General features: G+C 67.1%; 17 protein-coding genes and 2 riboswitches. Of the genes, 5 read left to right on the top strand and 12 right to left on the bottom strand.

Annotated elements, in window-relative coordinates; genetic code table 11:
- Nucleotides 1–202 precede the first annotated feature (202 nt).
- The 11 genes from PVE35_RS25165 to cbiE form a co-directional block, all read right to left on the bottom strand.
- A complete protein-coding gene (locus PVE35_RS25165) occupies nucleotides 203–1,156 on the bottom strand; it encodes a TAXI family TRAP transporter solute-binding subunit (protein WP_277373350.1) in 954 nt (317 codons plus the stop codon).
- 465 nt (nucleotides 1,157–1,621) lie between these two features.
- Nucleotides 1,622–2,962, bottom strand: coding sequence for a sigma-54 dependent transcriptional regulator (locus PVE35_RS25170; protein WP_277373351.1), 1,341 nt, complete (start codon nucleotides 2,960–2,962; stop codon nucleotides 1,622–1,624).
- Between the two features lie 134 nt (nucleotides 2,963–3,096).
- Entirely contained in the window at nucleotides 3,097–4,848 is a 1,752-nt protein-coding gene (locus PVE35_RS25175; RefSeq protein WP_277373352.1) for an ATP-binding protein, read from the bottom strand.
- Between the two features lie 41 nt (nucleotides 4,849–4,889).
- Entirely contained in the window at nucleotides 4,890–6,074 is a 1,185-nt protein-coding gene (cfaB, locus tag PVE35_RS25180; protein ID WP_277373353.1) for a C17 cyclopropane fatty acid synthase CfaB, read from the bottom strand.
- 77 nt (nucleotides 6,075–6,151) lie between these two features.
- Complete coding sequence (locus PVE35_RS25185) at nucleotides 6,152–7,159, bottom strand: iron ABC transporter permease (RefSeq protein WP_277373354.1); 1,008 nt, start codon at nucleotides 7,157–7,159, stop codon at nucleotides 6,152–6,154.
- Nucleotides 7,156–8,127: an ABC transporter substrate-binding protein gene (locus PVE35_RS25190; RefSeq protein WP_277373355.1), complete on the bottom strand. Its 972-nt coding sequence runs from the start codon at nucleotides 8,125–8,127 to the stop codon at nucleotides 7,156–7,158. Before PVE35_RS25190 ends, PVE35_RS25185 begins: the two co-directional genes overlap by 4 nt.
- Nucleotides 8,127–8,885, bottom strand: coding sequence for an ABC transporter ATP-binding protein (locus PVE35_RS25195; protein ID WP_277374937.1), 759 nt, complete (start codon nucleotides 8,883–8,885; stop codon nucleotides 8,127–8,129). The genes PVE35_RS25190 and PVE35_RS25195 overlap by 1 nt, the downstream gene beginning before the upstream one ends.
- 133 nt (nucleotides 8,886–9,018) lie before the next feature.
- A complete protein-coding gene (locus PVE35_RS25200; RefSeq protein ID WP_277373356.1) occupies nucleotides 9,019–11,118 on the bottom strand; it encodes a TonB-dependent receptor in 2,100 nt (699 codons plus the stop codon).
- A 263-nt stretch (nucleotides 11,119–11,381) separates the two neighbouring features.
- A riboswitch (cobalamin riboswitch) is annotated at nucleotides 11,382–11,576 on the bottom strand.
- A 93-nt stretch (nucleotides 11,577–11,669) separates the two neighbouring features.
- Nucleotides 11,670–12,368, bottom strand: a complete 699-nt coding sequence (locus tag PVE35_RS25205; protein ID WP_277373357.1) for a (2Fe-2S) ferredoxin domain-containing protein — start codon at nucleotides 12,366–12,368, stop codon at nucleotides 11,670–11,672.
- A gap of 98 nt (nucleotides 12,369–12,466) precedes the next feature.
- Complete coding sequence (locus PVE35_RS25210; protein WP_277373358.1) at nucleotides 12,467–13,195, bottom strand: cobalt-precorrin-6A reductase; 729 nt, start codon at nucleotides 13,193–13,195, stop codon at nucleotides 12,467–12,469.
- Entirely contained in the window at nucleotides 13,192–14,394 is a 1,203-nt protein-coding gene (cbiE, locus tag PVE35_RS25215; RefSeq protein WP_277373359.1) for a precorrin-6y C5,15-methyltransferase (decarboxylating) subunit CbiE, read from the bottom strand. The genes PVE35_RS25210 and cbiE overlap by 4 nt, the downstream gene beginning before the upstream one ends.
- Nucleotides 14,395–14,450: 56 nt before the next feature.
- Nucleotides 14,451–14,646, top strand: a riboswitch (cobalamin riboswitch).
- 96 nt (nucleotides 14,647–14,742) lie between these two features.
- On the opposite strand from cbiE, the gene cobG reads away from it, so the two are divergent.
- From cobG to PVE35_RS25240, 5 genes are all read left to right on the top strand, one after another.
- Complete coding sequence (gene cobG / locus PVE35_RS25220; RefSeq protein WP_277373360.1) at nucleotides 14,743–16,056, top strand: precorrin-3B synthase; 1,314 nt, start codon at nucleotides 14,743–14,745, stop codon at nucleotides 16,054–16,056.
- A complete protein-coding gene (locus PVE35_RS25225; protein ID WP_268180069.1) occupies nucleotides 16,049–16,675 on the top strand; it encodes a precorrin-8X methylmutase in 627 nt (208 codons plus the stop codon). Before cobG ends, PVE35_RS25225 begins: the two co-directional genes overlap by 8 nt.
- The gene (locus PVE35_RS25230) at nucleotides 16,672–17,415 is read left to right on the top strand and encodes a precorrin-2 C(20)-methyltransferase (RefSeq protein WP_277373361.1); all 744 of its coding nucleotides are present in this window, start codon (nucleotides 16,672–16,674) and stop codon (nucleotides 17,413–17,415) included. Before PVE35_RS25225 ends, PVE35_RS25230 begins: the two co-directional genes overlap by 4 nt.
- Nucleotides 17,416–17,647: 232 nt before the next feature.
- On the top strand, nucleotides 17,648–19,297 hold the full coding sequence (cobJ, locus tag PVE35_RS25235; protein WP_277373362.1) for a precorrin-3B C(17)-methyltransferase: 1,650 nt from the start codon (nucleotides 17,648–17,650) through the stop codon (nucleotides 19,295–19,297).
- A 27-nt stretch (nucleotides 19,298–19,324) separates the two neighbouring features.
- Entirely contained in the window at nucleotides 19,325–19,936 is a 612-nt protein-coding gene (locus PVE35_RS25240; protein WP_277373363.1) for a LysE family translocator, read from the top strand.
- Nucleotides 19,937–19,953: 17 nt separating this feature from the next.
- On the opposite strand, the gene PVE35_RS25245 is transcribed toward PVE35_RS25240, so the two are convergent.
- Nucleotides 19,954–20,346, bottom strand: a complete 393-nt coding sequence (locus PVE35_RS25245; RefSeq protein ID WP_277373364.1) for a VOC family protein — start codon at nucleotides 20,344–20,346, stop codon at nucleotides 19,954–19,956.
- Between the last annotated feature and the right edge of the window lie 223 nt (nucleotides 20,347–20,569).

The raw sequence follows: 20,569 nt of genomic DNA on the forward strand, positions 1-20,569 counted from the left end.
ACCCACCGTCTGTGAGCGACGGTTTTATTCGCGATTCTGCACCGAGCTGAAGAGCCGGCAGGCTCAGAGCTTTTACTCCCCTCTCCCATTCATGGGAGAGGGACGGGGGTGAGGGCAAGCGGCAAAGCACCATCCCCCTCTCCCTAACCCCCTCCCCCAGAGAGGAGAGGGAACAGCTCGTCGCTCTACCGGCAAGCAAGCATTACAGCGCGCCGACTTCCTTGTAGTAACGCTCGGCACCCGGGTGCAGCGGGATCGGCAGGTTCTTGGCGGCGTTTTCCAGCTTGATGTCCTTGGCTGCGGAGTGGGCGTTGCCCAGGCGGTCGAGGTTGTCGAACATCAGCTTGGTCATCTGGTAGGCCACCTCGTCGGACACGCCTTCATGGCTCACCAGGATGTTGGTGATGGCCACGGTGGGCACGTCGGCGTCCTGGCCGTCATAGGTGCCGGCCGGAATGGTGGCAGCCTGGTAGGCGGCGTTGCCGATCTTAGCGGTGACGTCAGCCGGAATCGAAACGAAGTTGATCTTCATGGTCGAGGCCAGATCACGAATGGCCGCCATGCCCAGGCCGGAAGACTGCAGGGTGGCGTCTAGCTGGCGGTTCTTGATCAGCTCCACCGACTCGGCGTAGGGCAGGAACTCGACGGTGCCCATGTCCTTGTAGGTCAGGCCGGCGGCGGCGAAGATGGCGCGGGCGTTGAGTTCGGTACCGGACTTCGGCGCGCCCACGGAGATGCGCTTGCCTTTGAGATCAGCCAGGGTCTTGATGCCGGAATCGGCGCTGGCGACGATCTGGATGTAGTTCGGGTAGGTACCGGCGATGGCGCGGATCTTCTTCAGCGGGGTCTTGAAGCCGGCGTCTTCCACGCCGTTCCAGGCGTCAGTGACCGAATCACCGAGGGCGAAGGCCAGTTCACCACGGCCAGCCTGCAGCAGGTTGAGGTTTTCCACCGAGGCCTTTGTGGCCTGCACCGAGGTCTTGGCGCCGTCGATGCCGGTGCTGTAGAGCTGCGACAGGGCAACGCCGATCGGGTAGTACACGCCGCTGGTACCGCCAGTGAGCACGTTGATGAAGGTGGGCGCGGCGAGCACGGCAGTGCTGGCAGTCAGCGCCGCAGCGGCGGCGAAAAGGCCGAGTTTCTTGGTCAGTCGCATGGAAGTATCTCCGTCGTTGTTATGGCTTTATGCAGAGGTTGACTCTAGACGATGCCCACTGCGGCCTGCGGCAGGCACCATCACACCGCGCAATCAGCGGCGCAGGGTGCAGCGTCGGACAATGGCGGTCGGATGGCGGCCCATGCACGGCAATACGGGCATGGTGCGAGGGGCATGGCAGTTCATGGGCTGACCTCTTGTCGTTCTTATGGTCGCCACGTCGGCATGATGCAGCGCGGCTGACCTGGCTATAGCAGTTGCCGTGCCAGGGCCTGAAATGCCCGAGATAGAGGGGTTTTATCGAAAAACCAAGGGGTCACTGAGCGGGAAACCGCTTACATTCGCGACAGAGTCGGCAAAAATCCGCTTATCGAGTAGCCCGGATGCAATCCGGGAAATCGGTGCGAAACCAGCCCCGGATTGCATCCGGGCTACGACGGGTCACCAGCCCCTGGGGTGCGCCCGCTACTCCTCGCCGGCGGGCAGATAGTCGCTGCGTAACAGGCCATGGCGCTGCATCTTCTCGTTGAGGGTGCGGCGCGGCAGTTGCAGCATCTCCATCACGGCGGCAATGTTGCCCTGGCACTGCAACAGGGCGTTGTGCAGGCAACGCGCCTCGAAGGCTTCCATCTGCTCGGCCAGCGCCTGAGCGGCGAAACGCTCGTCCGGCGAAGGGCTGGACAGGCCCAGGGCATGACGCTCGGCGGCGTTGATCAGCTCACGCACGTTACCCGGCCAGTCGTGGCCGAGCAGATGGGCCAGCTCGCTGGGCGCCAGCGGCGGCGCCTCGCGGCCATGACGATGCGCCGCTTCCTGGGCAAAGTGCTCGAACAGCAGCGGGATGTCCTCACGGCGTTCGCGCAGCGGCGGAATGTGCAGGGTGGCGACGTTGAGGCGATACACCAGGTCTTCGCGGAAACGCCCGGCCTTGACCTCGTCGAGCAGATTCGGTTTGGCCGCGCTGATCACGCGCAGATCCACCTTGATGCTCTTGTTCGAGCCCAGACGCTCCAGGGTCTTCTCCTGCAGCACGCGCAGCAGCTTGACCTGCTGCGCCAACGGCATGCTCTCCACCTCATCGAGGAACAGGGTACCGCCGTCGGCATGTTCGATACGGCCGATGCGTCGCGCCTGGGCGCCGGTGAAGGCGCCGCTCTCGTGGCCGAACAGCTCGCTCTCGAAGATGGTCTCGGGAATCGCCGCGCAGTTGAGCGCGGCGAAGGCCTTGCTGGCCCGCGGGCTGAAGTCGTGCAGGCAGCGCGCCACGCGCTCCTTGCCGCTGCCGGTTTCCCCCCGGATCAGCACATTGACCGAGGTGCCGGCCAGTTCGAGGATCTGCCGGCGCAGGTTCTCCATCGGGCGCGAGATGCCGATCAACTGGCTCTCGATGCGCCCCTTGTCCGCCACCTGACGACGCAGCTCGCGGTTCTCGCAGACCAGGCGGCGCTTGTCCAACGCCCGGCGCACGCTGTCGAGCAGGCGTTCGGGGGCGAAAGGCTTCTCGATGAAGTCATAGGCGCCATTGCGCAGCGCCTGCACGGCCATGGGCACGTCGCCATGGCCGGTAATGAGGATTACCGGCAGGTCGTGGTCGAGCTGCAGCAGCTTGTCGAGCAGTTGCAGGCCATCGCTGCCGGGCATGCGCACATCGCTGACGACGATACCGGGATAATCCCGATCCACTGCCGCCAGGGCCTCGGCAGCGCTGGCGCAGGTGCGCACGGTGAAGCCGGACAGTTCCAGCCATTGCTGCACCGCCTCGCGAATCGCCACTTCGTCGTCGACCACTATGACCTGATCGCTCATGCCAACTCCTTTTCGAGAATGGCGGGCAGTGTAGCCCGGATGAAATCCACGGGAACAACCGTCGATGCACGCCATATCGTAGGGTGCGCTGCGCGCACCAGTCGCATCGATGGCTGTGGTGCGCACGGTGCACCCTACGGCGCGGCCGGCAGGCGCAGGGTGAAGACCGCGCCCAACTCGCCATTGTGTGCCTCCAGGCTGCCACCCAGATCACGGACGATGCCATAGGACACCGCCAGGCCAAGCCCCAGGCCCTGGCCAACCGGCTTGGTGGTGAAGAAGGGCTCGAAGACGCGGGCCAGTGCCTCTTCAGCAATGCCTCCACCACTGTCCTCGACGCTCAGCATGCAGTCGTCGCCGTCGCGGGCGATGCGTACCAGCAGGATGCGCGGCTCGCATCCGGCCATGGCATCAAGGGCGTTGTGCAACAGGTTGAGGATCACCTGTTCGAGGCGGATGGCATCGCCTAGCACCTGCGCCTCGGCATCGATCCGGCTGCGCAGTTCTACTTGCTCGCTGCGCATGCGCGGCGCCAGCAGTTGCAGGGCCTGCTCCAGCACCTCGGCCAGGCTCAGGCGTTCGCTCAAGCCCGCCGGGCTCTTGCGGGCGAAGGTCTTGAGATGGCTGGTCAGCGCGGCCATGCGTTGCAGCAGGCTGTCGACGCGTTGCAGGCCCTCGCGAACCGCGTCCGCCTTACCGCTGTCGAGCAGCAGGCGCAGGCTGCCGAGCTGCATTTGCAGAGCGGTCAGCGGCTGGTTGATCTCATGCGCCAGGGCCGCCGACATCTGCCCCAGTGCGGCCATCCTGGCGGCATGCACCAGACCTTCCTGGGCTTCGCGCAGCTCAGAGGTGCGCAGCTCCACCTCGCGCTCCAGGCGCTCGCGGATATCGGCCTGCAAGCGCAGGTTCTTGCGCCGCTGGGCCAGGAACAACAGGAGGAAGGCCAGGGTCGTCCACACCCCGGCAGCGGCCAGACGATAGCTGCGCACACTGTCGGCCAGGCCGGACGGCTCGCTGAGCAGGTGCAGGGTCCAGCCTTCCTCGGGCATCACCAGGCGCTGCCAAAGGTAGTCGTTGTTACCGTCCGGGCCATTGACCCGCGCCCACTCGGCATCTTCGTCGATGCGCCGACGCAACTGACGGGTCAGCGGTTGCAGCGACTGTTCGGCGTACTTGCGCACCTCCACCAGCTCGGCGCGCGCGGCCTCGTTCAGCGGCTGCAGGGCGCGAAAGCGCCAGGCCGGGCGATTGCTCAGGATCACCACCTGGTAGCTATCGGCGACCAGCAGCACGCCAGGCTGAGCGACCCATTCACGCTGCAGCTCCTCCAGCTCCAGCTTGACCACCAGCACACCGAGCAGGCGGCCATCGTCGTCACGCACCACATGGGAGAGGAAATAGCCGGGAATGCCGGTGGTCACCCCCACCGCGAAGTAGCGCGCCCCTTCGTTGCGCAGGGCATCCTGGAAATAGGGGCGGAATGCATAGTTGTTGCCGACGAAGCTGCTCCAGTCGCGCCAGTTGCTCGCCACCAGGGTGTCGCCGTGCCGGTCGAGCAGGTACAGCACGGTGGAGCCGGCCGCCGCATTGAGTTGCTCCAGGCGCAGGTTCAGGGCCTGGCGCAACTGCCGGTCATGCGGCGTGCGCAGCAACGCCCTGATGTCACTGTCCAGCGCCAGCACCTCGGGCACCGAACTGAAGCGCTCGACCAGGGTGCGTATCGACTGCGCATAGAGCTGCAACTGCCCGCGTGCCTCGTCGCTGCGCTCGGCCCAGGTGTGCCGCTCGGCATAGCGCCCGCCCAGCCAGGCACTCAGCAGCAGGCCGACGAGGATCGCCAGAACGATGAACGGGACGCGGTAACGTTGGCGTTGCGGGAGGAGCATTGAGCGGCTCGCGGAGTGGGCACGAGCCGCATGTTACTGCATCAGGCGTAAAGGTCGGCGCGCGTCCAGGGCAGATCATGGCTGCCATCCTCGTGTGGCTTCACCGCGAGGATCTGGTGCAGGTTCATCCAGCCATGCTGAAAGCCGTAGGCGCAGCCGGCCAGGTACAGGCGCCAGATGCGCAGGGCTTTTGCCGGCACCCATTGCGTGGCCTTGTCCAGTTGCTGCTCCAGGCCCTGGCTCCAGAGCTGCAAGGTGCGTGCGTAGTGCATGCGCAGGCTCTCGACGTCGACCACCTCCAGCCCGGCCTCGCTGATCGCCTGGGCGATGGTCACCAGATGCGGCAGTTCGCCCTGTGGGAACACGTAGCGGTCGATGAACTCACCGGCGCCACGGCCGACCGGGCGACCATCGGTGAAGCGCGCGGTGATGCCGTGGTTCATCACCAGGCCGCCGGCCTTGACCGCGCCGAACAGGCGCTGGCAATACAGCGCCAGGTTGGCGTGGCCGACATGCTCGAACATGCCGACGCTGACCACCTTGTCGAAGCGACCATCCTGCGGCAGATCGCGGTAATCCAGCAGCTCCAGAGTCACCCGCTCGCTCAGGCCCTCCTCGGCTACACGCTGCAGGCCCAGCTCCAGTTGCGCCTTGCTCAGGGTGATGCCGTAGACCTCGGCCTCGAACTCGCGCGCGGCGAAACGCGCCAGGCCGCCCCAGCCACAACCGACGTCGAGCAGCTTGTCGCCTGGCTGCAGCCGCAGCTTGCGGCACAGGTGGCGCATCTTCGCCTGCTGAGCCTGGTCGAGGTTTTCCTCACCGGTCTCGAAATAGGCACAGGAGTAAACCATGTCGTGATCCAGCCACAGCCGGTAGAACTCGTTGGACAGGTCATAGTGGTAGCGGATGGCCTCGGCGTCGCTGTGCTTGTCGTGGGCCGTGTGCAGCTCCACCGGCGCGCTTTCGTCCCCCAGCAGCGCGGTGCTCAGCGCATCGCCCAGCTCGATGGCCGCATCGATAGGGCCTTCCAGCTCCACCCGGCCTTCGACATAGGCCGCGCCCAGGGCATCCAGGCTGGGGTGAGCCAGTTGGCTGACCAGGCTGGGATCCTTGACCACCAGCGTCACCCGAGGTTTCGGCCCCAGATCCACCTGCTTGCCGTCCCACAGTTTCAGACGCAGCGGCAGTCGCAGATCCCGAAGTGCGGTGGGCAGTTGCGCGAGCATGGTCGTCCCTCCTGATCAGGTGTGATGGAACCTCAAGCAGATGACCGGGGAAGCCGGGTCTGGTTCGATCCCGGCGACTAGCGGCGGCGCAGCAGAGCCACGAAAAACACCCCGCCGATGGCCGCGGTGACGATGCCGATGGGCAGATCCTGCGGCGCCAGCCAGGTGCGCGCCGCCACATCGACCCAGATCAGGAACAACGCCCCCAGCAGCGCCGCCACCGGCAGTACGCGGCGGTGCTCGGCGCCGACCAGAAAGCGCGCCACATGCGGCAGCATCAGGCCGACGAAGCCGATGGCGCCGGACAGCGAGACCAGCACGCCGGTGAGCAACGAAGCCACCACGAACACCAGCAGGCGCACGCGGCGCGGCTCCAGGCCCAGGCTCACCGCGCTCTGCTCGCCGGCCATCAGCGCGTTCAGTGCGCGGCCCAAGCCGAGCAGCACGACCAGTGCCAGCGCCAGGCACAGCGCCGGCAGCCAGAGCAGCTCCCAGCGCGCCAGGCCCAGGCCGCCGAGCATCCAGAACAGCACCGAACTGGCCGCATGCGGATTGCCCAGATACAGCAGCAGGTTGCTCGCCGCCATCATCACGAAGGACACCGCCACCCCGGCCAGCAACAGGCGGTCGCTCTCCAGGCGCCCGCCCCGGCTGGCGATGGCCAGCACCAGCAGCATGCTCGCCAACGCGCCGACGAAGGCCGCCAGCGGCAGGCTGAGCAGCCCGGCGAACTCACCCAGATAGAGCACCACCACCACGGCACCGAAGGCCGCGCCGGAGCTGACCCCGAGCAGGTGCGGATCGGCCAGCGGGTTACGCGTCACCGCCTGCAACACCGTACCCACCAGCGCCAGCCCGGCGCCCACCAGCGCGCCGAGCAGCACCCGTGGCGCGCGCAGTTGCCAGACGATGCTGTCCTGGCCGCTGTTGATGGGCACCTCGGGCACGATGCCGAACAGGTGCTGGCCAAGGATCGCCCACACCCGCTCGAGCGGCACCTGCGCCGCGCCAAAGGCCAGCGACCAGGCGCAGGACAGCGCCAGCAGCACGGCCAGCCCGAGCAACAGCAGGCGATAACGACTCACCGGGCGAAGGCCTCCGGGTGCAGCGCAGCGGCCAGGGTCTCGATGGCGGCGGCGTTATCCAGGCTTGGTGTGACCGCCAGGTAGGGCAGCACCACGAAGCGTTTTTCACGGATCGCGGTGACGCCCTGCAGCGCCGGGTGCTGCAGGAGGAAGTCGCGCTTCTGCGCCGCCGTGCGCTCGCCGTAGTCGACGATCAGGATCACTTCGGGGTCTTCCTCGACCACCGACTCCCAACCCACCTTGATCCAACTGCCGGCCACGCCATCCATCACGTTGCGCCCGCCGGACGCCTCGATCAGCGGCTGCGGCATGCCCTGGCGCCCGGCGCTGAAAGGCAGGTCTTCACCGCTGTCGTAGACGAACACCCGTGGGCGCGTCGGCTGCTCGCCCAGGCGTGCCTGCACCGCCGCCACCCGCGCCTGCATGCCCTGCACCAGCGCGTCGGCACGATCCTCGACGGCGAAGATGCGGCCCAGGTTGCGCAAGTCGGTGTAGACATCGTCGAGGCTGGCGACGCGGCCCGGCATGACGTGGGCGCAGGACTCGCTCAGTTCGTACACCGGGATGCCGAAGCGCGCCAGGCTGGCCGGCGTGACCTCGCCGCCGATGCGCATGCCGTAGTTCCAGCCGGCAAAGACGAAATCGGTGCCGGCACCCAGCAGGTTTTCCAACGAGGGGTAGCGCGCGGCCAGCTCGGGCAGGCCGTCGAGCTGCGCGCGCATGCTCGCATCGAGGGTCTTCCAGCCGCTGATGCCGCTGTAGCCGGCCATGCGCTCCTTCAGGCCAAGGGCCAGGAGCATGGCGGTCATATTGACGTCATGGCTGACCGCGCGTTGCGGCGGCTGGTCGATGCTCACCTGACGGTCGCAGCTAGTGACGGTGACGGCCCAGGCGGGGCTGGCCAGCAGCAGCGACGAGAGCACAAGCGTAGGTAGGAGCGGCTTCAGCCGCGAATGGCACAGACTCATCAGACTATCCAAGTAATACGCGGATAACCCGCCAGTGGATGGGTGTCGACCAGCGCCTGCACACCGAAAACCTGCTGCAGCAGCTCGGCGGTCAGCACCTCGGCAGGCGTACCAACGGCCACCATACGGCCCTGGTCGATCACACACAGGCGGTCGCAAAAAGCCGCTGCCAGATTGAGGTCGTGAAAGCTGGCCAAGGTCGCCAGGCCCAGCGATTTGATCTGCCGCAGCAGCTCGATCTGGTAGCGCGGGTCGAGGTGATTGGTCGGCTCGTCGAGGATCAACAGTTGCGGCTGCTGCACCAGGGCGCGGGCGAGCAAGGCGCGCTGCTTCTCGCCGCCGGACAGACGGGCGAAATCCTGCTGCGCCCGCTCGCTCAGGCCCACACGCGCCAGCGCCTCGCTGACCAGGCGCTGATCTTCACCATCGTCGCCGTCGAACAAGCCCTTGTGCGGCGTACGACCCATGGCCGCCACCTCATGTACGCGCAGACCGAAGTCCTGCGGGAATTCCTGCAGCACCACCGCCACGCGCTGCGCGCTCCAGCGCGGCGGACGTTGCCACAGCGCTTCGCCGCCCAGCTCGACGCTGCCGCTGCACGGTCGCTGGAAGCGATAGGCGCAGCGCAGCAGGCTGGTCTTGCCGCTGCCGTTGGGGCCGATCAGGCCGAGCAGTTCACCGTCGCCGATCTCCAGGTCAATGGCCTCGAGCAAGGCGCACTGGCCGTCCGGCGACCAGGCCAGGTCTCGGATGCGCAAGCGCGGCTCGGGTGCCGCCGTGCGCTGGCTCGGCGGCGTCGAGAACAGGCTGAAAGACCAGCCAGAGGTGCTAGTCACTGACACGGAAACTCTCCACGCGCGACGCGCCGGCACAGGCACAGGCACGCGCGCTTCAAAAGCGGTAATCCGCCGTGACGAACAGCGAACGCGGCGCGCCAAGGAACCATTGCTCGCCGTCACTGCTGGCGCTGGTGGCGTACTGGCGGTCGAACAGGTTATTCAACTCCAGACCCAGGCGCACGTCAGACAGCACCTGCCAGCCGATATTGGCATCGACCACGGTATAACCCGGCACCTTGGCGGTATTGGCCGTATCCACATAACGCGCATCGACGTAGCGCGCGCCAATACCCGCCTCCACTCCACGGCCGAAATCCTTGTTCAACCACAGGTTGGCCGTACGCTTGGGCACGTCGACCGGACGATTGCCGCTACGGTCGCCACCGCCCTCGACGAAGTTGTCGTACTCGGCACGGACGAAGGCAGCATTGGCCGACACCTGCCAGCCACGCCCCAGCGCCAGCTCCAGGCTGGCTTCCAGGCCATCGGAGGATTGCTGGCCAATCTGCTCGGTGGGCGCAGTCGGCGTGGCGCGGCTGAGCAGCTTCTCCTTGACGATGTGGTAGGCGGCCAGCGTCCACTCGCCCTGCCCGTCCCAGAACAGTTGCTTGAGGCCGATCTCGGTCTGCTTCGCTTCACTCAGATCGAACTGCTGCTGGCTCGGGTTGAGGGTCAGCAGGTTGCTTACCCCTTCGGTGCTGGTGGCGTACTGGCCATACAGCGACAGCTCCGGGGTCAGGGCGAAGACCAGCCCGGCACGCCAGTTGTCGCCCGTGAGGCTGCGGTCGACGCGGCTGTCGTCGAGCAGGTTGCTGCGCTCGAGGTGCACCTGATCGCGGCGCACGCCAGTGACCAGCGCCAGGCGCTCGGTGAGCTGAGTACGGTTCTCGGCGAACAGCGAGAACTGCCGGGCCAGGTTCAGCTCGCGCGGGCGGTAGTTGTCGGTGCTCTGGTAACTGCCGCCGCCGGACTGGCCCAGCGGCACGCTGTCGCTGAAGGTATTGCCGAAGTCATGGTGACGGGCGAAGCGGATATGGTTGTAGTCGACGCCGACCAGGGTGCGGCTATCGAGGCCGAACAGGGCGTGATCGAGGCTGAAGCTCTGGCGGTCGCCGAGCTGCTCCTGGTTGTGCTTGATGCGCCAGAAATCACCGCGCTCGACCCTATCGCCCGGCTGCCAGCGATAGGCCTCGCTGTTGCGCCAGTAGCGCCGGGTCTTGATGTAGTAGAGCTGGTTGTTGGCCGTCAGCGCCTCGTTGATACGCCAGTCAGTCACCAGGCGGGTGATCTGGTCGTTGTAGTGGATATCGGCGTTGGCGACGTTGTAGTTACGCTCGCGCAGGCTCTCGCGGAACTTGCCATCGACCAGCGGCGTGCCGAGGTAGCGCTCCGGGTGCTGCTCGCCCTGGTCATGGGACAGGGTGAAGCTCAGGTCTTCGCTGGCATCCCAGCGCAGTGCGGCGCTCAGCGCCAGGCTGTCGGAGTCGCCGCGGTCGACCCAACCGTTGCTAGCCTGCTGGTTGAGGTTGAAGCGATAGCTCAGCGCGTCGCTCAGCGAGCCGCCGCTGTCCAGCGCGGCCTGGCGGCGGTCGTCGCTGCCGTAGCCGAGGCGCAGGTGATTCTCCACCGGCCCAGCGAACGGTTTTTTCGGCACCACGTTGATCACCGCGCCGGTGGCGCCTTCGCCATAGAGCACCGAAGCCGGGCCACGCAGTACGTCGATGCGTGCCACCGACCAGGTGTCCACCGGGAAGGTCACGGTGCCGGCACCCACGTATTGGCGGGTGCCGTCGTAGAGCTGCATGGTCGCCGAGTGGCCGGTGAAGCCACGCGCCGACAGCGCCGTGCCGCCATTGCCGGGGCTACCGATAAAGGTGATGCCGGGGGTGCGGGTAACCGCGTCCTGCACGCTGCGGTTGTTGCGCCCGCGCACTTCGGTGCCGCTCAGGCTGCTGGTGCTGGCCGGGGTTTGCAGGGCCGAAAGTTCCAGGCGCGAACCGCTGGTGGTGGGCGTGCGCAGATCGCTCTCGCCCTCCTCGGCGGCCTTGGCCTGGACATCGAGTTCGGGCAGATCGACAGCCTTGTCGGCCAGAGCCAGGCCGCTGAACAGCAGGGCCAGTGGCCAGGTGCAATGAAGAGCGGGGTTTCGCACGGCAGAGCTTCCGTTGTTGCGCGGGGGATCGAGGCTTGAAATGCAAGTGTTATAACATAACATTATCGATCCCCGCAGCCTGGGATACAGTCGAACGGGGCCCGTGGCCGAACCGGCCAGAAAGGTTTTTTTGATGCGGAAATGGCGCGCCATATTGCTTCCATCGCAAAGAGAAAAGGCACGGCAATCCGATGGAAATGCGCAACAGCAGACAGGAGCGCGAACGCGCCCTACTGGAGTCAACGCCCGCCCACCGCGGGTTGCCAGACATAACGACTCCAGGCCGGTCTCCGGGCTTGCGAGGGTCATGAGCGCATCACCTTCCCATGCGCGGGGCGCACAGTGGCGTATCGATACGGTCGCTCGCTTACCGTTGCGGGGGCAGCGTCGGACTTCAACCGACTTCCCGTTTCACCTTGCGCACGGCGGCGCAAGACACCTGAAGCGGGGCGGATATGACCACCCGCCTCCGTTCAAGTCAAGGCGCGGGGGCAATTGTGGGTTGGACTCAGACGTAGGGTGGACAACGCGCAGCTTGTCCACCATGGCGGCTAGTTGCCGCCCTGCTCATCGATCCGCAACTCCGGCAATGCCCTGCCCGCCACCAACCGCTCATCGACCAGGCGAATCACCGCCGCCTCGTCCTTGATGCCATACCACTCACCCTGTGGATAAAGGCTCGCGGTCGGCCCCAGGTCGCAGGGGAACTGGCACTGGCTGCGGGTGATATGTACCCCACCCGCGCATTCCAGCTTGCCGGCGGCCTTGAGCCGCTGGCGCAGGGTTTTCCACAGGCCCAGCGCGCCCTTGCGCGTGCAGCGTGGGCCGTTGCACAGCAGCAGGCGCTGCGCATGCGGCGGAATCTGCGACCAGGCGTGGTGCTCAGGCACGGGCGGCACGTCGCTACAGGGCAGATGCGTTTCGCGATGCTCCAGCAGCACGCTGAGGCCATCGAGCCATGCATCTTCCATGGCCGTGCAGACCACGAATACCCGAGCCCCGTCACCGCGTTCGACGATACGCTCGCGTAGCCAGTCACGGTGCGCTGCATCGGCGCGCGGCTCCAGATCCACCACCAGCAGCGGGCGTGGCGCATCAATGATGGCCTGCAAGAAACCGTCCTGCTCCGTATCACACAGGTGCGCCTCGCCCAGCAGCGCTTCGATGCGCTGCTGCAGACGCTCGGCCGATGCACCGCGCCCCAGGCCGGGGCCGATAAACAGAATGCGGGCGTAGGGGGATTGGCTCATGAGGGTCTCCAAAAGGGCCGGCAGTCTAGCAGCGCGCGTAGGGTGGACGTCGCTTTTCACGTCCACCATGGCGGTGGATCGATAAAGCGTGATGCACCCTACGCGGCTAATTCGGCTAGCGCCTCCCACAGGGAATCCAGTTCCGCGAACTGGCGCGTGACCACCGGCAACTCGGGACGGCGCAGCAGCAGCACCGGCAACCCAAGCTCACGGGCCACCTGCAGTTTGGGTTCGGTGGAGGCACTGCCGCTGTTCTTGCTCACCAGCACGTCGCAGCGGATGCGCGCGAACAGCGCGCGCTCCTCGTCCAGGGAGAACGGCCCGCGCGCACCGATGATCTCGGCGCGCGGTGGTGCCGGCTCGGTCTGCAGGCAGCGCACCGTCCAGTGCTGGTGTTCGGGGATCTCGTGCAAGTGCGCCAGCGGCTCGCGCCCGGAGGTGAAGAATGGCCGTTGGAACGGCACCAGCGCGCGGGTCAACTCACCCCAGCCGTCCACCTCGCGCCAGTCGTCATCCACGCCGGGCTGCCAGCCAGGGCGACGCAGCGCCCAGCAGGGCACGCCCGCCACTTCTGCAGCGCGGGCGGCGTTATGGCTGATCTGTGCGGCGTAGGGGTGGGTCAGATCCAGCAGCAGCTCGATGCCTTCATCGGCGATAAAGGCGGCCAGCCCTTCGGCGCCGCCGAAACCGCCGACGCGCACGCGGCAGGCCAGATCATCCGGCACGCGTCCCAGACCGGCCAGGCTGTACACCGTCTCCGGCCCCAGTCGACGCGCCAGGCGCAGCGCCTCGGTGGTGCCGCCGAGCAGCAGAACGCGCCGCGTCATGGCTTGCGCACCATCAGCAGGGTGATCGGCAGCGCCGCACGCCAGGTGTCGAAGCCGCCCAAGGGCTGCGCCTGGGCCACGCTCAGACGCAACAGCTCCCCGCCGTGCCGTGCGCGGAAGGCCACCAGCGCCGCCTCGCTCTGAAGGGTCACGGCATTGGCCAGCAGGCGCCCACCCGGCTTGAGCGCGGCCCAGCAGTCATCCAGCACGCCGGGCACGGTAACGCCACCGCCGATAAAGATGGCATCCGGCGCCGGCAGCCCGACCAGCGCCTCGGGCGCATGCCCGGCGACCAGTTGCAGACCGGGCACACCGAGGGCATCGCGGTTATGGCGGATATGCGCCTGGCGCCCTTCATTGGCCTCGATGGCGATGGCGCGGCAGGCCGGGTGCGCGCGCATCCATTCGATGCCGATGGAGCCACAACCGGCGCCGACGTCCCAGAGCAACTGGCCGGGCAGCGGCGCCAGGCGCGCCAGGGTGACCGCGCGCACGTCACGCTTGGTCAGTTGCCCGTCGTGGCGGTAGGCCTCGTCCGGCAGGCCGCAGGTCGGCGGCAGCAGTTGCGCACCGGCGTCGGCCAGGCATTCCACGGCCAGCAGATTGAGGTCGGCGCCGCGCGGCAGGCTCCAGCTTTCGGCCAGGCCCTCGATGCGCCGCTCATCCGGCCCACCGAGGTGTTCCAGCAGGCTCAGGCGACTGGCGCCGAAACCGCGCGCACGCAGTGCTTCAGCGACCTGCGCGGGCGTCTCGCCATCGGCGCTCAATACCAGCAGGCGCACGCCGGGAAACAGCTTGCCGTTAAGCGTGGCCAGCGGCCGCCCCACCAGCGACAGCACCTCCACCTCCTGCAGCGGCCAACCCAGGCGCGCCACAGCCAGTGACACAGAAGAAGGAGCCGGCAGCACCAACAGCTCATCGGCCGGCACCTGACGCGCCAGACTGGCGCCGACGCCGTAGAACATCGGGTCGCCACTGGCCAGCACGCAAACCGCCTCACCACGCCGCGTCAGTAGCGGCTCAAGGTCGAAGGGGCTGGGCCAGGTTTCCCGCGCACCGCTGATGCACGGCGGCAGCAGCGCCAGTTGCCGTGGCGCACCGACAATGCGCGTGGCTGCCAGCAGGGCACGGCGCGCGGCCTTGCCGAGGCCGGGATAGCCGTCTTCGCCGATGCCCACCAGGGTCAACCAGGGTTTCATCCGATGTCCTCGCACAGGCCCGACGGAGCGCCTGTCCGCGCTCCGGGCAAAGCGGGCATAATACAGCCTTCGTCGGTGCCCTTGAGTCCATACGACTCAGCAGCGGGCCTAAGAGGGAACACGGTAAAACCGTGGCTGCCCCCGCAACTGTAAACAGCGAGTCTGCCGCAACCGCGCCACTGGATTCCCGGGAAGGCCGCGACGGACCAAGACCTGTCAGCCAGGAGACCTGCCGACGAACGCTGGTCGCGAGTGCCAACATCGGGCGGGGTGTACCGATGCCATGGAATCCCCCCGTGGGTGGATTTCGCTGGTTCGGTCGCCGCGTCGTTAGCCACAGGTGACCCTTTGCCCACATCCGTCCGCCCTTCCGCCTGCCCTGGCCTGCTGCGCATCGTCCCCGCGCTGGATGGCGGCATCTGCCGCATCAAGCTGCCCGGCGGTGTGCTGCGCAGCGCCCAGGCGCGGGCAATTGCCCAGGCGGCACGGCAGTGCGCCAGCGGCGTGCTGGAGCTGACCAATCGCAGCAACCTGCAGATCCGTGGCGTGCTGCCCGGCCAGGAAAGCGCGCTGATCGATGCCCTACTCGGTGCCGGGCTCGGCCCGCGGGTGGCCGCCGCCGATGATGTGCGCAACCTGCTGCTAAGCCCCGCCGCTGGCCTCGACCCGCACATGCGGATGGACGTGCGCCCGCTGGCTGGCCAGTTGCTCGACCTGCTGCAGGACACCCCGGCGCTGCATGCCCTGTCGCCCAAGTTCGCCCTGCAACTGGACGGCGGCGAAGCCCTGGCCATGCGCGAACACCCGCACGACCTATGGCTGGCCGCCGAAGGCGACCAGCATCTGCTGCTGGGTCTGGCCGGTTGCCCTGTCGACCACCCTCTGGCGCGCTTCGAGGCGAGCCAGGCGGTCGAGCTGGTGCGCCAGCTTCTGCTGCTGTTTCTCGAACTGGCCACGCCCGAGCAGTCACGCATGCGCCAGTTACTGGCACAGATCCCGGCCAGCGGGCTGTTGCAACGCCTGCAGACGCGTCTGGATTTTCCCCTGCAGCTAGCACCGACCAATTGGCAGCCTGCCGCGACGATCAGCCGCTCGCCGGCAGGTATTTATCCACAGGCGCAGAGCGGCCTGTACATGGTCGCCGCTGGCGCGCAACTGGGGCGGCTGCATGCCGAACAACTGCTGGCGCTGGCCCAACTGAGCGAACAACAGGGTGATGGCGAACTGCGCCTGACGCCCTGGCAGGGTGTGCTGCTAGGCAATGTTACGGAGGAAAACTCCGACGAATTGCTGGCCGCACTAGGCGATCTGGGCTTGCTGATTCACGGCGACGAGCCGCTGCTAGGCCTGGTCGCCTGCACCGGCTCGGTCGCCTGCGCACGCGGCCTAGCCGACAGCAAGCACCACGCTCTGCACCTGGCCGAGCTGCTACGCGCAAGCAGCGCCCGCCCACAGGTGTACCTCAGCGCCTGCCCACGCAGTTGCGCCAGCGCCCGCGTGCAGCCCTACACCCTGCTAGCCAGCACGCCCGACCATTACCAGCTCTATCAACGCACGCCCGAGGCGCCCGGTTTCGGTCGCCTACTGGCGCCGGCCATGACCATCGACGAGGCCGGCGCCTGGCTCGCCCGCCACCACCCCGCAGGAACACCCGATGCTTGATTACATCCGCGACGGCCAGGAAATCTACCGCCGCTCCTTCGCCACCATCCGCGCCGAGGCCAACCTGGCTGGCATCCCCGCCGATCTGGAAAAGCTCGCCGTGCGGGTGATCCACGCCTGCGGCATGGTGGATGTGGTGGAGGATCTGCGCTTCTCCCCCGGCGCGGGCGCCGCTGGCCGCGCCGCCCTGCTGGCCGGCGCGCCGATCCTCTGCGATGCGCGCATGGTCGCCGAGGGCATCACCCGCCCGCGCCTGCCGGCGAACAACCAGGTGATCTGCACCCTGCATGACGCTGGTGTGCCGGAGCTGGCCCGCGAAGTCGGCAACACCCGCTCGGCGGTAGCCCTGGAGCACTGGCGCGAACACCTGGAAGGCAGCGTGGTGGTGATCGGCAATGCCCCTACCGCGCTGTTCTACCTGCTGGAGATGCTCGACGCCGGCGCGCCCAAACCAGCGCTGATCATCGGCATGCCGGTGGGCTTTATCGGCGCGGCGGAATCCAAGGACGCCCTGGCCGCAGACAGCCGCGGCGTGCCCTACGTGATCGTGCGGGGCCGGCGCGGCGGCAGCGCCATGGCGGTGGCGGCGGTCAACGCCCTCGCCTCGGAGGTGGAATGATGGCTGGCCGTCTGCTCGGTCTCGGCGTCGGCCCCGGCGACCCTGAGCTGCTTACCCTCAAGGCCCTACGCTTGCTCAAAGGAGCGCCAGTGGTGGCCTACTTCGTGGCCAAGGCCAAACATAATGCCGGCCACGGCGGCAATGCCTTCGGCATCATCGAAGCGCATCTGGACGCCGCCCAACAGCGCCTGACGCTGGTCTACCCGGTGACCACCGAGAAGCTCGCCCCGCCGCTGTCCTACGAGGATGTGATCGCCGACTTTTACGACACCTGCGCGCAGCAGATCGCCCAGTTGCTCGATGCCGGCCAGGACGTGGCGGTGATCTGCGAAGGCGACCCGTTCTTCTACGGCTCATACATGTACCTGCACGACCGCCTGGCCGACCGCTACCAGGTGGAGGTGGTACCGGGCGTGTGCTCCATGCTCGGCTGCGCCTCGGTGCTCGGCACGCCGCTGGTATACCGCAACCAATCCTTGAGCGTGCTCTCCGGCGTGCTGCCGGAAGAGGAGCTGGAGCAGCGCCTGCGCGATGCCGAGGCAGCCGTGGTGATGAAGCTGGGGCGCAACTTCGACAAGGTACGCCGCGTGCTGCGCAAGCTCGGCCTGGATGGCCGCGCCCATTACGTCGAGCGCGCCACCATGGCCAGCCAGAAGATCGTGCCGTTGGATGAGGTGGAGCCGATGGATTCGCCTTATTTCTCTATGATTCTGGTGCCTGGGCAGAAATGGCGGGGCTGAACCCCTAGGGTGGATCGGGGCACGTAGCTGACGCTTCACCCATCCACCGCCACGATGGTGGATGAAAAAAGCGTCATCCACCCTACGCACTGTAGGAGCCGGCTTGCCGGCGATCCATTGCAGGCGCATCGCCCGCAAGTGGGCTCCTACGGAAATACCTCGAAGCTCGTAGCCCGGATGCAATCCGGGAAACCCATTCCCCGGATTGCATCCGGGCTACAGGATTTGCCGCATGAATATCGTCATCCTCGGCGCCAGCGCGCTGGCCACTGCACAACGCCTCAAGGCGCTTTATCCACAGGCGATGATCCATGGTCTGCGCGGGCGCGCTGACGGTGCCGAGCGCCATTACGAGGACTTCGGCGAGCACCTGCGCGCGCTGTATCGCCAAGGCCAGCCGCTGCTGGCGCTGTGCGCCGCCGGCATCGTCATCCGCAGCCTGGCCGCGCTGCTGGCGGAGAAGGGCGCCGAACCGCCGGTGCTGGCCCTGGCCGAGGACGGCAGCGCCGTGGTGCCACTGCTCGGCGGCCTGGCCGGGGTCAATCGCTTGGCCCGCGAGATCGCCGTGCACCTGGGTGTAACACCAGCCATCACCACCAGCGGCGAGCTGCGCTTCGGCACCTGCCTGCTGGAGCCGCCAGCCGGCTATGCCCTGGCCGACCTGCAGCAGGGCAAGCGCTTCGTCAGCGATCTGCTCGGCGGCGAGACGGTGCGCATCGAAGGCCAGGCGCCTTGGCTGGAGGCGGCGCAACTGCCTGTGGACAAGGACGCCAGTCGGGTTATCCATATCACCACACAGGCGCGCCCGGCCCAGGCTGACGAATTGCTGATCCACCCACGCAGCGCCGCCGCACTTGTCGAACGCCCAGGCGCCGATCTGCCGGCACGGCTGCAACAGGCGCTGACCGCCGCCAAGCTGGCGCCCCAGGCGCTGGCCCTGCTGCTCGCGGACAAAGCCTGGATGGCCAATACCGAGCTGCACACCGCAGCAGCCGAGTTGAAACTGCCGCTGCGCTTTATCCACAGCACAACCGAGTTGCCGCCCGAGCACCATGCCGTCGATGGCCTGCGCCTGCTGCTAGGTGAACGACCGCTGGATATCGAGCGCCTCGGCCAGCGCCGGGGCCGCCTCAGTGTGGTCGGCCTCGGCCCAGGCGCTGCCGAGCATATGACCCCCGCCGTGCGCCGCGCCCTGGACGAGGCCGACGACCTGCTCGGCTACGACACCTACGTGAAGATGGCCGGCCCGCTGCGCGCCGATCAGTGCCTGCACCCCAGCGACAACCGCGAGGAGCTGCAGCGCGCCGCCCATGCCTTCGAGCTGGCCGCCACGGGCCGCCGGGTGGTGATGATCTCCTCCGGCGACCCCGGCGTGTTCGCCATGGCGGCCGCCGTGATGGAGGCGCTGGAAAACCCACAGAACGAAGCCTGGCACGGCGTCGAACTGGAAGTGCTACCGGGCGTCTCCGCCGCCCTGGCCACCGCTGCCAAGGCCGGCGCGCCGTTGGGCCACGACTTCTGCCTGATCTCGCTTTCCGACAACCTCAAGCCCTGGGCAGTGATCGAAAAACGCCTGCAGCACGCTGCCATCGCCGACCTGGCCATGGCTTTCTATAACCCAATCTCCAAGGCTCGCCCCTGGCAGCTCGGCCGCGCGCTGGAACTGCTGCGCCAGCACCGCGCACCGAAAACCCTGGTGGTGCTCGGCCGCGATATCGGTCGCCCCGCCGAAGCCCTGCGCAGCCTGACCCTAGGCGAGCTGACCCCGGAAATGGTGGACATGCGCACTCTGGTGATCATCGGCTCCAGCCAGACCCGCCGCTTCCCCCGCGCCGATGGCGGCGAATGGGTCTACACCCCGCGCTGGTATCCGCAGCTTTAGCTTCAACCGCTCACAGGAACCCCCACCATGGCCCTCGAACTCTGGCTCGTCTACTTCGTCGCCACCCTTGGCCTGGCGCTGACGCCCGGCCCCAACAGCCTGCTGGCGCTGACCCACGGCGGGTTGTACGGTGCGCGCATGACACTGGCCACCATCCTCGGCGGCGTGGTCGGTTTCAGCACACTGATCGCCCTGGCCATGTTCGGCCTTGGCGCCCTGCTCAAGGCCGCGCCCAGTGCGCTTATGGCACTCAAGTGGATCGGCGGTGCCTACCTGATCTGGCTGGGCATACAACTGTGGCGCGCCCCGCCGATGAACCTGACGCTGGCCGACAACGGCGTACGCCCCAGCGCTACCCGTCTGTTTCGCCAGGGCCTGCTGTCGGCATTGTCTAATCCCAAGGTGATCCTGTTCTACGGCGCCTTCCTGCCGCAGTTCGTCGACCCGCAGCGCGGCCTGGCCATGCAGTTCGTGGTAATGGCGGCCACCTTCGCCGTGGTCGAGTTTCTCGTCGAGCTGCTGCTGGCACTGCTGGCCTTCCGCGTGCGGCCCTGGCTGCTGCGCGGTGGCCGCGCCTTCAACCGCAGTTGCGGCGTGCTCTTCGTGCTGATCGGCGTGGCGCTGCCGCTGGCGCGTTGAGCAAGCGCTCGCCCCACCTACTGAGGCAGGTGGCAGACCACGCAGAGCTTGTTGCCATCGAGGTCGCGGAAATAGGCGCCGTAATAATCAGGGTGATAGTGCACACGCAGCCCCGGAGCGCCCTCGCAACGCCCACCCTGGGCGAGCGCCAGCCGGTGGGCCTGATCGACCTGTGCCCGGGTCTGCGCCAGCAGCGCCACCATCTGACCATTACCGGGATGGTGCTCGGTGCCGTCGTAAGGCGTACTGATCAGCAACAGAGGTCGGGGCTCCGGGCTCGACTGCCAGGCCGCCCAGGGCTTGTCCGCGTCGAGAAAACGCAACTCGACACCCAGCAGATCCATCAACGGCTGGTAGAACCTCAGGGCGCGAGGAAAGTCGCTCACACCGATGCAGATATGGGAAAACATGTGGCCCCCTTGCTCCGTTAAACGAAAACGGCAACTGCATCCTGGTCTAGTTCAGACCGGTATCGCAAGCGCCTGGAAAAGAACGAACCTGGCGAGGACGTATCAGCCGCGCCTGCTTCTGCCACCTGGCGCGTTTCCCCCGGGTTTGAGGTCGCTCACGGCAACGTATCCGTCGTCTGCATGGCGTTCAGCCCTGCTACCGCTCCGTAACCTGGCAGGATGC

Origin of the sequence: Pseudomonas sp. AA-38 (genome assembly GCF_029457475.1) — a bacterium.
Classification (GTDB): domain Bacteria; phylum Pseudomonadota; class Gammaproteobacteria; order Pseudomonadales; family Pseudomonadaceae; genus Aquipseudomonas.

Excerpts from the sequence above, each read along its gene's own strand:
- PVE35_RS25165 (WP_277373350.1), bottom strand. The coding sequence starts at position 1,156 with ATGCGACTGACCAAGAAACTCGGCCTTTTCGCCGCCGCTGCGGCGCTG.
- PVE35_RS25170 (WP_277373351.1), bottom strand. The coding sequence starts at position 2,962 with ATGAGCGATCAGGTCATAGTGGTCGACGACGAAGTGGCGATTCGCGAG.
- PVE35_RS25175 (WP_277373352.1), bottom strand. The coding sequence starts at position 4,848 with ATGCTCCTCCCGCAACGCCAACGTTACCGCGTCCCGTTCATCGTTCTG.
- cfaB (WP_277373353.1), bottom strand. The coding sequence starts at position 6,074 with ATGCTCGCGCAACTGCCCACCGCACTTCGGGATCTGCGACTGCCGCTG.
- PVE35_RS25190 (WP_277373355.1), bottom strand. The coding sequence starts at position 8,127 with ATGAGTCTGTGCCATTCGCGGCTGAAGCCGCTCCTACCTACGCTTGTG.
- PVE35_RS25205 (WP_277373357.1), bottom strand. The coding sequence starts at position 12,368 with ATGAGCCAATCCCCCTACGCCCGCATTCTGTTTATCGGCCCCGGCCTG.
- PVE35_RS25210 (WP_277373358.1), bottom strand. The coding sequence starts at position 13,195 with ATGACGCGGCGCGTTCTGCTGCTCGGCGGCACCACCGAGGCGCTGCGC.
- cbiE (WP_277373359.1), bottom strand. The coding sequence starts at position 14,394 with ATGAAACCCTGGTTGACCCTGGTGGGCATCGGCGAAGACGGCTATCCC.
- PVE35_RS25225 (WP_268180069.1), top strand. The coding sequence starts at position 16,049 with ATGCTTGATTACATCCGCGACGGCCAGGAAATCTACCGCCGCTCCTTC.
- PVE35_RS25230 (WP_277373361.1), top strand. The coding sequence starts at position 16,672 with ATGATGGCTGGCCGTCTGCTCGGTCTCGGCGTCGGCCCCGGCGACCCT.
- cobJ (WP_277373362.1), top strand. The coding sequence starts at position 17,648 with ATGAATATCGTCATCCTCGGCGCCAGCGCGCTGGCCACTGCACAACGC.
- PVE35_RS25240 (WP_277373363.1), top strand. The coding sequence starts at position 19,325 with ATGGCCCTCGAACTCTGGCTCGTCTACTTCGTCGCCACCCTTGGCCTG.
- PVE35_RS25245 (WP_277373364.1), bottom strand. The coding sequence starts at position 20,346 with ATGTTTTCCCATATCTGCATCGGTGTGAGCGACTTTCCTCGCGCCCTG.